Consider the following 13,299-nt stretch of genomic DNA (forward strand, 5'->3'; position numbering starts at 1 on the left):
AGCTTCTGGAGTAGGAGCTTGTCCCGTTGCAGGACTAGTCAGATCATTAGCTGAATCATTAGTTGAATCATTAGCTGGATCTTGAGAAGCCTTTGAGGTGACATGAGTTGGCGTATGTATGAAGTCTATAATGTTGGTGTTTGAGTCAAATACAGGATTGGGTTTTACTACCAATTCATCACCTGCTACACTAGGAATAGCACGACTTGGAGTCTTTTGACGTTGCACTGTTGAAGGTGACTTAGTAGAGGCTACTTGTTCTTGTGATGTAGAACTGTTAGGTTCTGGCTCAGGTGGAGTAGCCTTTGACGCTAGAGCTTGGTCAGGTGCTGTAGAAGTTTGAGATGGTGCAGGTGCTGGAAGTGGGTCATTAGCTAGTTCTTCAGCTAATAAGCTACCACACTTGAAGCAGGAGCAGTCACTATCTATATTTGGAAAGTTACAATTTGGACAACGTTTCATTTATATTCCTCCTTAGTTGCATAACTATTCCCATTATATCCTTTATTTGCCAAAAATCCAACAAAATTGGAATAAATATTTGAATTACAAAATTTCTAGAAAGACATTAGAAAGTGGCACCTTGAGAAGCGATGGAAGCGTATTGGTCAAAGCAGATGATATTATCTTGGTTATTCCAGCCCGTGTGGAAGGGTAGACGGTCGTCAGCTAACTCTTCAATTTGATCGGTTTCTCCATTTAAGTAGCTGTTGACACGGTAAATAGCTGTTTTGGCACGTCCAATAACACCATTTAGGCGAATGTCTAAAATTTCAAAACCATGACCTTTGCAATCGGTGTACCATACGGTACGAAGTGCTGCAATAAAGTCTTCCATATCTGAAATGAGCATTGGAAGCACTTCTTCTGCAAGGACAGCCAGTGTTTCGTGGTCTTGTTCAAGGTAAGCTTGGCGCAGCTCCACTCCAATGGTTGCTTTGGTTGCAAGTACAGTGCTAAGGGCTGCATACATATTGAACATAGAGCTATAAGCACAGCTTTTGGCTGCAATGGCACTGTATTGATCTGCAAGGTCGCTATAGTAGGTTGTAAGGTCTAAGTCCTCAGCGTAGAAGTCGAAGGCACCAAGTAAAATATCCTGATATAAGAATTGTTTTGAAGGGTTGCAAGACTTGACGTTTGGCTGGTCTACCCCTTCAATTAAATTAAGTGCTTCAGGACTTTTCATATCGTCTAAACTTAGACCTGTTAAGTATTTGCAACGTCTATCAAGCCATGCGTCATCTACACTTTCAAGATAGCTATGTTCACCAAAATAGATAAGTCCAAGAAGTGCAACATCAATAGGTGCTTCATCACCGTCATCTCCCCACATCGTTGCAAGGACTTCTTGGATGCCATGTTGTTTGCAAATTGTAAGGGCTGAGTTTGTAGTGAGGAAGGTGCGTCCATAGTTTGGTGCATAGCCGGTCCACTTCCATATCCCACCTGCAAAGATGATAGGGCGCTTAAGTTTTTTCTTTAAGTTGATAGAAGCATCATAGAAGCTTTCTTCGTCGTGGTAGTAGTCCCAGTAAACAAGAGACATATTTTCTGGAATGCTAGCTGTGAGAGAAGCGTCTAGTGCTACACCTAGGTCGTATGGGTCACCGTTAGGTGTAGCTGCACGCATAAACATATCATCCCAAGCCATCGGCTCAAAGTTGTATTTGTCAAGAAGCTTACAAAGTTCTTTAAGGTGCATAGACATGAGTTCAAGGTGGTGCTTATGACCATGCACTTCAAGTGAGCGACCAAGTCCTAAGTCACAAGCTTCATCCATACCGATGTGAATACGGCGGGTTCTAAAGGTTTCGCGGATAGATTTAAGCATATTATCTAGGAACACATAAGTTTCAGGTACACCTACAAGAAGTACATCTGCTGTATCCTTGAATTGCATAGCATAGTTCCATTTAAGTGTTTGTTTAAGGTGAGCTAAAGTTTGAATACAAGGGATGAGTTCAATCCCAAGTTGGTAAGCATATTCATCCAGTTCTTTAAGCTCTTCTTGTGTATAGCGTCCACGCATATAACCAAAGTATGGATACTCAGCAATAGTATAGGTATCCTCAGTATAAAGCATGCAAGTGGAGTGTCCCATCAGCGCCAGGTGTACAAGGAGTTGTTTGACTTTGTCAACCTTGTAGACACTGTTACGAGAAACGTCAAACATCGCACCACTTACCGGAATCCAAGCTTTTTCTTCATAGTTGAAAGTAGCTTGTCCTTCTTCTACAAATTGCATATAGAGGCTTAACCCCCTAAAGAAATGATGTTTTGCTTTGTAGGCAATGACATTTTCCACGCCGCGTGTAACACGTAGGCAAACATCACTTGAGGCTTCTAGCTGAACGACTTTAACCTCATCTTCTAACCCAAGGTTAAAGTAATTTCTTACCTCATTTAATCCAAATTGTAATACTGATAACTCCCCAGAAAAGTTCATAGTTTTCCTCCTTAGTTGTTTAACAACATCTATAAAGTATTTTAATATACTTTTTTTGCCTAGTATAGTGTATATTTTTGAAAATTATTTCAAACAATGAGGTATGAGAAAAACATAATCGGTGAGGTGCGCTATGGCTAAACTGCAAGAAATGATGAGTATTTACATTGTGTTAGTAATGCTAGGGATAGGGGGCTATATGGGAATCTTGCAAAAAGAGACTTTTGCGCAGGTGGAACACCTTAAAAGGGAAGCAAGATTTTCACAAATTGTGGGTTATATCTATATCGTAGTCGGTATCGGTAGCGCAATCTTTTTGTTGTTCTGACACAAATGAGTTATAAGGCATAAGAAAAAAGAGGGTGAAAAGAAGATGGAAAATGCAAAAAATGCAAATCAAGTAAATCAGCCGAGTCGTGAAGATGCCTTTCATGATAAGGATAACAAAATTGTTATTCCTTTAGCTGAGTCCTTAGATGAAAATATAAAAAGTTTGGACTATCTCTTCAAGAATTGTACGGATGTAGTCAAGAGGGAAGTGAATATAGGGACAGTAACACCTATAAGGATTTATGGGATTTATATTGATGGAATGGTAAATCGTGATATTATAGAAAACTTCTTCTTAAGTCGTATTATTGACTACAAAAATTTAAATGGTGAACGCATTGCTGTCAGTGAGCCAAAAACTCAGCTGATTATGAATCATTTTTCTGCTACCTTTGATATCAAAGAATCAGATGATATGGATAAGATGGTGACCTCTATTTTATCTGGAGATACGGTTATCTTTGTAGATGGAGAAAAGAAAGGGCTTATTATTGCTAGCCGTAGTTGGCCTGTAAGAGGTGTAGGTGCACCTGAGACAGAGGCTGTTGTAAGAGGACCACGTGATGGCTTTGTGGAGACTATTCGTTTTAATACAGCTTTGATTAGAAGACGTATTAAAGATACTAAGATGAAAGTAGAAATGACAACGGTAGGGACAAGAAGTCGTACAGATGTCGCCATTATGTATATGGAAGATATCGTAAGACCAGAACTTGTAGAGGAGGTTAAAGCACGCCTTAAAAAGTACACCATAGATGGTGTCTTTGACAGTGGTTACATTGAACAACTTATAGAAGATAGTTGGAAGAGTCCGTTCCCACAGACACAGGCGACAGAACGACCTGATAAGGTCGCCTCAAGCTTAATGGAAGGGAAGGTGGCAATCGTTGTAGATACTTCACCCTTTGTCATTGTTGTACCCACTACCTTAAATAGCTTCTATCAAGCTTCTGAAGACTACTATCAACGCTGGCAAATTATGAGTTTTACAAGAATGCTGAGATACATTGTTTCTTTCTTATCTTTTGCATTGCCAGGACTGTACATTGCGATTTTAAACTTCCATCCAGCTATGCTTCCGACTTCACTGGCAGTCTCCTTGGCAGCATCTAGGCAGGGCATAGCCCTAACCAGTGTTATGGAGATGCTAATTATGGAAATGGCCTTTGAGCTCTTGCGGGAGGCTGGGATTAGGTTGCCTGGACCTGTAGGACATGCATTAGGCGTAGTAGGAGGTATTGTCATCGGGCAAGCAGCAGTAGATGCCAAGTTGATTAGTCCTATGATTGTCATTATTGTAGCGATTACGGCAGTGGCAACCTTTGCCATTCCTGACTATGGTCTGACTGCAGCCTATAGACTGCTACGCTACATCTTTATTATTATTTGTGCATGCTTTGGGCTATTTGGTTTCTTAATGGGATTCATATGGATTCTTGCACACTTAGCTTCTCTAGAAAGCTTTGGCACACCCTTTTTGGCGCCATATACAGCAGGTGACCAAAACGATTATCGAGACTTTAGGGATACAGTTATTCGGTTCCCTATCTTCTTGCAAAATCGTAGACCACGCTATGCGAGAGACCATCAAAAAACACGTATTCGTTTGAGCGATTCTAAAGATGTGACTGAAGCACCACCAGGACCAGATAGTGCACAAACAGCGACAGACATTCAAGGTGAACCTAAGAAGGGAGATGAATAGAGTGTATACCCATAATGCCAATGTATCTGTAAGACAGATCAAAATTTTATTCATCCTTCAAATGTTCAATATGTCTATGCTTATTTTACCTAGAATAGCAGGAAAGATGGCGGGGCATGATGGTTACTTACTCCCTATTTTAGCCTTTGCTTTTGGGGCAGTGTATGTATGGAGTATTGTATCGCTGCTAGAGCGCTTTCCAGGAGAAGGATTAGACACAATTGCGCCTAAGGTGGTCACCAAAGTATTAGGGATGATTCTAATAGGCGTTTATATCATCAAAATAATTATTGGGGCAGGCCTTGAAGTACGTATGTTTGCAGAGATGGTGTCTCAAGTACTTTTGCCTAAGACCCCCTTACCTGTCATTATATTAATTTTACTATTTGCTGTACATTATTTGATTAAGTCAGGCCTTGAAGCGAGTGGGCGTATGGCGGAGATTGTGGCGTACTTTGTCTTTGTACCTTTTGCTTTTGTGCTCGCAATGGTGGCGGTAAAGACAGACTACAAACAACTGATGCCCTTTGGCACAGCTAATCCAGAAGGGGTAATAAGAGGTGCCTATTTTGTAAGTATGACCTTTATGCCGTTAGAGTTTATGCTCATTATAGGCAACCTGGTGAGTAAACCTTACAAGCTTAAATCTGTAGGGCTATATGCCATAGGTGTGATTAGCATACTCGAAGTGATTCTAATTGGATTCACCTTTACGGGTGTAGGGATGGTGACTGCAACGAAACAAATATGGCCTGTACTTACTTTGATGCAAAGTATCCAACTTCCAGGCTCATTTGTAGAAAATCAAGAAATTTTCATGATGGCATGGTGGATTTTGAGTGTGTATATGTACATTAGTGGTGCCATGTATGTAGCGAGCCTCACCATGAGTAGACTTGCTCATTTTAATAGGCAAAATGTAACAGTGATGCCCCTTATCCCTATTGTATTCTTTATAAGTATGATTCCTGGAAGCTTGTCTGAGTCCTATAGCTACTTGGTTAACTTTAACAGCAAGTGGGGACTGAGTTTCTTGCTCATTATTCCGTTGGTATTACTTCTTATTGCCAAGGTGAGTGGTAAAGGAGGAGAAAAAAATGGGTAAAAAAATTCTAGTGCTTATAGGGTTACTTGGGATGACAGCCACCTTGCTATGCGGTTGTTGGGATAGTACAGAGGTAAATAATCGTTCGATCATATTAGAGTTGGCAGTGGATAAAAATGATGACTTTGAGTATGATGAGACTAAGCTCATAGATGACCAAGATATCTACACGGTTTCCTATACTATACCTGACTTTGGAAAGCTTTCAGGTACCAATACTTTAGCCACAGAGGTGGAAAATACCATTGAAGTCCAAGCGCCTACACTAGGTTCTAGTGTGGATGACTTGGAGATTAAGAATAAAAACTCTGTAAGCTTTGGTCATGTCAAAGCCCTACTCTTTGGAGAAAGCTTGTTGAAGGACCCAGAACTTTTTAAAAGGGCAATGGATGGACTTTCAAGAGACATGCTCATTGCAAGAAATGTCCCTCTGCTTGCTGTCAATGGAGAGGCGAAGCTTGCAAGCCAAATAGAAAATGCCGAGCAACCTATTCTTGGGCTATATATTATGGATTACTTTAATAATGGTGAAAGGGCAACCAGCTTCTTTAAGAAGCAGTTGGTGGGAACTTACATCAAAGAGATGGATGATACAGGTGTTTCCACCTTGCCACTTTTTCATGTAGAAGATATTGAACAAAATACAGGTGACATCAACATTAGTGGCGCAGCAGTTATCCAGAACTATGAACTTGTAGGTTACTTGACCAAAGAGGAAGTGCGTAGCCAACTCTTTGTAGAAGGCAAAATTGAAAGTTCACCTGTGGTGGTGCCTTATAGTAATACCCTTCTTACCTATAATGTGAAAAGGGAGAAGAGCAAACTTAAATTTGGAGATACGCCAGAAGGACCTTGGTGCTTGATCGAGATAGAAGCAGAAGGCAGTATCTCTGAGTACTTAAGTACAGGAGATGATAAGCTCATTGACCACCAAACCATAGAAGAGGTTAAGGTCTTAATTGCAGAAGAAATCGTCAAACAAGTAGAACTTGGCATTGTGAAATCTAAAGAAATGAATGTAGATTTCCTTGGCATTGGAGAAGCCTTCTACAGACAAAAGCCAGCCCTTTGGATGAAATATCAGCCTACTTGGCTAGCTACAACTTATCAAAAGATGCCTATTAGTATTGGCGTAAATGTGGCAATCCAAAGCACTGGATTGGAGGATTAATACCACACAAAAAAGGGGGCTGCACACGTTGCTAGGTGTAGTACCCTTTTTGCAAATAAGATAAGTTTGCGCAGCAAAGCCACGACCTGATTTGCCCGGGAAATAACATCTTTTAAGGGATGTAGCATATCTAAGAAACCATTTAAAAGTAACTGAGGTTCTCGGTTGCCAAGTTTAATAATGAGCAATATAATGAGAACAACAATACTAATTTTAATTTAGCAAAAAAAATAGATAAATTAAAAAAAACAATCAAAATTAATACAATCTACATCTGTATATTATACCTTTAGAGTTAAGATTAAGAAGAAGGAAGTGACATAGATGAGCTTAGTAAGTATTGTAGTTCCTATATATAATGTCCAAACTTATTTGCCAAGATGTTTGGAGTCACTCTTGGCACAGACTTTGGAAGATATAGAGATTATACTTATTAATGATGGATCTAAAGATGAAAGCTTGGCAGTATGTGAGCATTATGCTAAGCAAGATAAGCGTATCAAAGTAATCGACCAAGTCAATCAGGGCGTATCTGTAGCACGCAATACAGGTCTGTTGCATGCAAGGGGCAGGTATATTGGCTTTGTGGACCCTGATGATTGGATAGAGCCTAATATGTATGAGGTGATGACAGCACAGATTCAAGCACAAGCATGTTCAATTTGTTTATGTAACTATTATAAGGATGATAAAAATAGTAGTGTGCCTAAGACCCTTAAGATTAAAAAGGATGTGCTTATACAAGAAGAGATTGTAGCGCATCTTGTGAGTAATATGGTAGGTGCTGATGACATTATGCCTCATTATAATTTTGTGATGGGATGCGTATGGAGAGGCCTCTATAGTAAAAACTTTTTGACACAACATGAGATTTGTTTTGAGCCAGGGATAAATATTATGGAAGACTTAGCTTTTAATGTAAAAGCATTGTTAAATGCAGAAAAAATTTGTATTGTACATGACTACCTGTATCATTACATTCAAAATCCAACATCTATTTTACACACTTATAAAAAGAATATGTGGGAAGACCAAATGCGTGTCCATGAACTTTTGGAAAAGTATATTCAGAGTGCTGGCCTTGAAGAGCAAATGCGTAATCGTCTAGACATGCGCTATATAGGTATGGCATTTAGCGCAATATTTAATGAGGTTCAAGGCAAAAACAAAGAAGATATGAAAAACAGAGTTAACAAAGTAAAGGAAATTTGTGCAGATGAAAAGCTCAAGCTCAGTCTCGAGCGTATACGTCCTATACGAGGCAGTGAAAGTCCAGTTAAGCAAGAGGAACCGATTAAGCGCAGGCCTAAAAAGGTTAAGACCTTGAGTAAAAAGAATGCAGCTTCAAGGCAAAAGAAGGCTGTTACACAAGATAGACGTGAATTAAAAAGAAAGTACCCAAGGCTCAAGAGACGACGGTGAGCCTTTTAAGTGTGAATAAGATAATTTTAATATCAGCTAGAAAAGGGAAATTTACACACTAAATAATTTGTATGTGTGTATAAAACTATTTGTAAAGGCAATACTCCTTTTAGATAGATTTAAGGAGGTTATTACCATGGCAAAATGGATGAATAAATATTGGTTAGAAGTTATTTACATATCAAGTGTATTATGTTTTGTAGTTGTACTTTCACTGGTGTCTATGCAAGAATATGCGACAACCATGTCACAGGGGTTAAGCGAGAATGTTATTCGTTTCCACGTCTTGGCAAACAGTGATACAAAGGAAGACCAACTTTTAAAAGAGAATGTAAGAGATGCAGTGTTGCTTTATATGGAGCCTGTCTTGAAGGACTCTCCAGGGATTGATGAAACCCGTAAGCGTATTACCGAACATATGGATGAGATTGCAGCAGTTGCGCAACAAGTGATTACCAACTGGGGTAAGGATTACAGTGTGCAAGTGGAGCTTAAACATGAGGACTTCCCAACTAAAACTTATGGAGATATTGTCTTCCCAGCAGGCAACTACGAGGCGTGTCGTATCCTCATTGGTGAAGGTAAGGGACAAAATTGGTGGTGTGTCATGTTTCCTCCTCTTTGCTACGTAGATGCAGCAACCGGTGTGGTACCACTAGAGGGGAAAGAAGCCCTTCAAGAAAACTTGACCGACGAGCAATATGAAATTGTATCTTTCCAAGCAGACAAGCCTTATGATGTGAGATTTAAAATTGTGGAGTGGTTTGGCAAGTAAGAAAAGTAGATAAAAAAGTATACAAGCGTAGTAACAGGTAAAGAACTAGTGTATAATTGGAAGTATAGATGAACACGATCCATAAGGAAGTAAGATAAGATGCAAGACATGAAGGTCGAGCTCAAAACAGATATTACATTGTTATTATCTTTTGCATAGAAATTCACTATGTAGAACAAACCCCCAAGGTGTCGCATACCTTGGGGATTTTCTATTGGATTTGTTAGGGTAGGGAAAGTGAATGAGTCAATGTTCACATTTCGGGAAGTCTTGAATATTTATAGTAAAAGTAATACAATTAGACTTAACTGTGAAAATGAAGGGAGAACACCAAAATGAAAGAAAACGTATTAGTGTTATTGGGAGGGCAATCTTCTGAACACGAAGTTTCTTTGAAATCAGCGACGACAATTATTAGCCAGATGGATACAGATAAATACGAGATTTACCCAGTAGGGATTACACAAGAGGGACATTGGTTACTTTATACAGGCAACAACTTAGACTTTACATGCAATAGATGGAAAGAAGTGGGGATTCCAGCCATCTTAAGCCCAGATGCAACTAGAAAAAGTCTTGTCGTGTTAAAAAAAGAAGAACCCCCAGTATTTATTAAAATTGATAAAGTATTTCCGGTACTTCATGGTAAAAATGGTGAAGATGGAACAATCCAAGGGATTTGCAAATTGGCTCGAATTCCATTTGTAGGTTGTGGTGTGGTTGCATCGGCAGTTTCTATGGATAAGGCTTTTACTAAGATTGTCGTGAAAGAAAAAGGTGTTCCACAAGCAGATTTTGTACTTGTATATGAAAGAGAAATGCAAGATGAGGCTCAAGTAGTAGCAAAAGTAGAAGGTGCATTTGGATATCCATACTTTATTAAACCAGCCAACGCAGGGTCATCTGTAGGAATCTCTAAGGCACATAACAAAGAAGAGCTTATTGCAGGTCTTAAGGAAGCACTCAAACATGATGTGAAGGTGCTTGTAGAAGAGACAATCATTGGACGTGAAGTAGAAACAGCAGTACTTGGAAATGGTGAGGTACAGGTCTCAGGTGTAGGTGAGATTCTTGCAGCAGCAGAATTCTACGATTTTGATGCCAAATACAACAATGCAGAATCTAAGACAGTTGTAGATGCAAGACTTGATGCAAGTGTTAAAGAACAAATCAGAAGTTATGCCAAAGATGTATTTGAAGCAGTAGAAGGCAAGGGTATTTCACGTGTAGACTTCTTTGTTAAAGAAGATGGGGGCATTATTTTCAATGAAATTAATACACTTCCAGGCTTTACATCGATTAGTATGTATCCTATGCTTTGGAGAGCAGCAGGACTTGAAACAAAAGAGTTAGTTACAAAATTACTAGATTTAGCATCCCTTTAAGGAGAAAGTAGAACGTTATGGACAATAGACCAATAGGCATATTTGACTCAGGAGTCGGGGGACTTACAGTCGTAAAAGCAGTGATGGAACGTCTTGGGAATGAGTCCATTGTGTACTTTGGAGATACAGCAAGAGTACCTTATGGTAGTAAGTCAAAAGAAACCGTTACAAAGTTTTCAGCACAAATTATCCGTTTTTTACAAAAGCAAGATGTCAAAGCCATCATTATTGCTTGTAATACAATCAATGCCAACTGTATTGAGGAGTTGCGTGCCAAGTTTCCACACCTTCCTATAGAAGGTGTAGTGGAACCAGGTGTACGTATGGCGCTTAAGGCAACATGCAATAACCGTATTGGTATCATTGGGACAGAAGCTACTATTAATAGTGGAAAGTACCCTTACTTATTGAAACAACAAAATCCAGAGATTGAAGTATTTGGCAAAGCTTGTCCACTTTTTGTACCGCTTGTAGAAGAAGGTTGGGCAGGCCATGCTATAACACGGGAAGTGGTACAAGAGTACTTATTGCCACTGGCTGAACATGAGATTGATACCCTTATCTTAGGGTGTACCCATTATCCAATGCTTACAGAAACTATTGGCGAAGTGCTTGGGGACAAGATTACCCTCATTAACCCAGCAACAGAGGCAGCTTTTAGTATTAAAAGATTACTAAAAAGTAAGAATATGCAAAGTGATGCCCAAGTGGCAAGCTACAAATTCTATGTTAGTGACCATACAAGCCGTATGCAGAAGATGGCGCAAGTCTTTTTGGATTATCCAGTAGAGCACGTAGAAAAAATTGATATTGAAGCCTATTAAAACGGTATCAATAGGTGATAAGAGACTCCCAAGTTGTTGCGTACAATGACATGGGAGTTTTCGTATAGGGTATGAGTCATTTCTTGTAGGGGTACACTATAAAAAATAAGGTTAGAATAGAACAAAGGAGACCCGAAATATGGAGGCAAGAAAATTTAAATTAGTTACAACTCAAAAGTATGAAGAACATGATCATATAGAAGAGATGATGATAGAAGGTGTGGTAGCTGAGCGTAATGGGAGTCAATACATTAAGTTTGAGCAGGTAGATACAACGTACAATGTAACGATCAACAACTTAATCAAAGTAAAAGAGGGTGTGGTGACGATTAAACGTAGTGGTGCACTGAACGCGACTATGATTTTTGACCTTGCTAAGCCATACACTACGGATTATGAGACACCTTATGGGACATTAGACGTGGCAGTGACAACCCATGAAATAAAAAGTCACTTTGCAGATGGAGTAAGTTTAATGATTTCTTATGAAATTATGATGCAAGGCAAAAAAATAAGTGATAATATATACTTTATAGAGAGTTTGTAAGAACTTTTAACACAACAACTTTTATAGAGTAAGAGTCGAGAGGGGTTTCAAAATGAAAATCAAAAAAGCCATTATTCCAGCAGCAGGACTTGGAACAAGATTCCTTCCAGCTACAAAAGCACAACCAAAGGAAATGTTACCAATCGTGGATAAACCAACGATTCAATATATCGTAGAAGAAGCGGTAGCTTCTGGTATTGAAGATATCGTTATTGTAACAGGACGTACAAAAAAAGCCATTGAAGACCACTTTGACAAATCTGTAGAGCTTGAAATGGAACTAGAAAAGAACGGAAAAGATGAATTGCTTGAAATTGCAAGGAATGTATCTCAAATTGCAAACATCTACTACATTCGTCAAAAAGAACCGAAAGGACTTGGTCATGCAGTTCTTACAGCCAAAAACTTCATTGGAGATGAGCCTTTTGCAGTATTACTAGGCGATGATGTGATTACTTCAGAAGTACCTTGCCTTAAGCAAATGATGGATATGTATGAAGCTTATGGTTCAACTATTCTAGGGGTACAGACCGTAGCACCTGACCAAGTTGACAAATATGGTATTGTGCAAGGTGGCCAAATTGCCGATAGAATGTATACAGTAGAAAACATGGTAGAAAAACCAAAAGTCGGTGAAGCACCTTCAAACGTAGCAGTACTTGGTCGCTACATCATTAACCCAGCTATTTTCCCACTTCTTGAAAAACAAGAAGCAGGTGCAGGTGGTGAGATTCAACTTACAGATGCCCTTTGTAAGTTAGCACAACAAGAGAAGATGTATGCCTATGACTTCATTGGTAGACGCTACGACGTGGGGAGCAAAATTGGATTTTTACAAGCTACTGTAGATTTTGCATTAGATCGCCAAGACTTACGTGAGGAGTTCATGGCTTATTTACAAGAAGTCGTGAAAAACGGCTAAGGCCTAGAGGATAGGCACCATAACTTGCCTGTTGTAGTATAAAGTAGAATATCTATATAATAAAAGAGAATCAAGTATTATCTCTTATAAGGAGTAAGCTAGAAAGGTGTGAAGACACCAAGCTAGCTTACTCCTTTTTTATATAGGAAGGAAGTATGGTGTACAAGAGAGAGAAAGTGTAACGCAATAGACTAGGAATAAAGTGGTAAAATGTACGATAATTTAAGTTTTTAACTAAATATTAATAATGTGAACAGAAAAGAAGGCTCAGAAAAAATTCCCAATTCGATCAAGGGTAGGGTACACCCCTTGAAAATACAAGGATAAACCATAAATGTATAAGGATAGGAGATTACACGAATGTTACAATAGAATAAAAACACTTGATAATGCTAGGAACTCTCTTGTATAATCAACATGTAAATCAAAATCAAAGAGCAACGACAGTAGGCGTAAAACTTATTATAAAGATATTAAAAAATATTAAATAAGTATTACAAAACATTACATGCACCCGCTGAAAGTCGCTTGCTTCAGACAACTTAGGGAGGCTTTAAATTATGAAATTACGTCAAAAATTAGCTATAGTATTAGCTTCAGCAATGATTATCACAGCAGTACCAGTAGTAACTAGCGCTGCTTCAACAAACGGGTTCAATAAAAC

At 38.9% G+C, this 13,299-nt stretch carries 11 protein-coding genes and 1 pseudogene; 10 read left to right on the plus strand and 2 right to left on the minus strand.

Annotation, left to right across the window (positions count from 1 at the left end; all coding sequences use genetic code 11):
• Positions 1-462 (minus strand): annotated as a pseudogene (locus RRY75_RS10735) (hypothetical protein); the annotation flags it as partial.
• Positions 463-568: 106 nt separating this feature from the next.
• Positions 569-2,449 (minus strand): beta-N-acetylhexosaminidase, encoded by a 1,881-nt coding sequence (locus RRY75_RS10740; RefSeq protein ID WP_332492415.1) that lies wholly within the window; start codon positions 2,447-2,449, stop codon positions 569-571.
• Positions 2,450-2,582: 133 nt separating this feature from the next.
• Here RRY75_RS10740 and RRY75_RS10745 point away from each other — a divergent pair, with 133 nt between their 5' ends.
• The 10 genes from RRY75_RS10745 to galU all read left to right on the plus strand — a co-directional run bounded on the left by RRY75_RS10745 (position 2,583) and on the right by galU (position 12,635).
• Positions 2,583-2,777 (plus strand): CLC_0170 family protein, encoded by a 195-nt coding sequence (locus RRY75_RS10745; protein WP_332527704.1) that lies wholly within the window; start codon positions 2,583-2,585, stop codon positions 2,775-2,777.
• A 45-nt stretch (positions 2,778-2,822) separates the two neighbouring features.
• Positions 2,823-4,484 (plus strand): spore germination protein, encoded by a 1,662-nt coding sequence (locus RRY75_RS10750; RefSeq protein WP_332492419.1) that lies wholly within the window; start codon positions 2,823-2,825, stop codon positions 4,482-4,484.
• 1 nt (position 4,485) lies between these two features.
• Positions 4,486-5,589 (plus strand): GerAB/ArcD/ProY family transporter, encoded by a 1,104-nt coding sequence (locus RRY75_RS10755; protein WP_332527705.1) that lies wholly within the window; start codon positions 4,486-4,488, stop codon positions 5,587-5,589.
• The gene (locus RRY75_RS10760; RefSeq protein ID WP_332527706.1) at positions 5,582-6,760 is read left to right on the plus strand and encodes a Ger(x)C family spore germination protein; all 1,179 of its coding nucleotides are present in this window, start codon (positions 5,582-5,584) and stop codon (positions 6,758-6,760) included. The genes RRY75_RS10755 and RRY75_RS10760 overlap by 8 nt, the downstream gene beginning before the upstream one ends.
• Positions 6,761-7,084: 324 nt before the next feature.
• Positions 7,085-8,182: a glycosyltransferase gene (locus tag RRY75_RS10765; protein WP_332527707.1), complete on the plus strand. Its 1,098-nt coding sequence runs from the start codon at positions 7,085-7,087 to the stop codon at positions 8,180-8,182.
• A gap of 136 nt (positions 8,183-8,318) precedes the next feature.
• On the plus strand, positions 8,319-8,957 hold the full coding sequence (gene spoIIR, locus RRY75_RS10770; RefSeq protein ID WP_332492424.1) for a stage II sporulation protein R: 639 nt from the start codon (positions 8,319-8,321) through the stop codon (positions 8,955-8,957).
• 335 nt (positions 8,958-9,292) lie between these two features.
• Positions 9,293-10,342: a D-alanine--D-alanine ligase family protein gene (locus RRY75_RS10775; RefSeq protein ID WP_332716716.1), complete on the plus strand. Its 1,050-nt coding sequence runs from the start codon at positions 9,293-9,295 to the stop codon at positions 10,340-10,342.
• 17 nt (positions 10,343-10,359) lie between these two features.
• The gene (gene murI / locus RRY75_RS10780; protein WP_332492428.1) at positions 10,360-11,166 is read left to right on the plus strand and encodes a glutamate racemase; all 807 of its coding nucleotides are present in this window, start codon (positions 10,360-10,362) and stop codon (positions 11,164-11,166) included.
• Positions 11,167-11,305: 139 nt separating this feature from the next.
• Positions 11,306-11,713: a DUF1934 domain-containing protein gene (locus RRY75_RS10785; RefSeq protein WP_332492430.1), complete on the plus strand. Its 408-nt coding sequence runs from the start codon at positions 11,306-11,308 to the stop codon at positions 11,711-11,713.
• Between the two features lie 52 nt (positions 11,714-11,765).
• Entirely contained in the window at positions 11,766-12,635 is an 870-nt protein-coding gene (gene galU, locus RRY75_RS10790; RefSeq protein WP_332492431.1) for a UTP--glucose-1-phosphate uridylyltransferase GalU, read from the plus strand.
• The last annotated feature ends 664 nt before the right edge of the window (positions 12,636-13,299 follow it).

Source organism: Niameybacter sp. (genome assembly GCF_036655075.1).
Taxonomy (GTDB): Bacteria; Bacillota; Clostridia; order Lachnospirales; family Cellulosilyticaceae; genus Holtiella.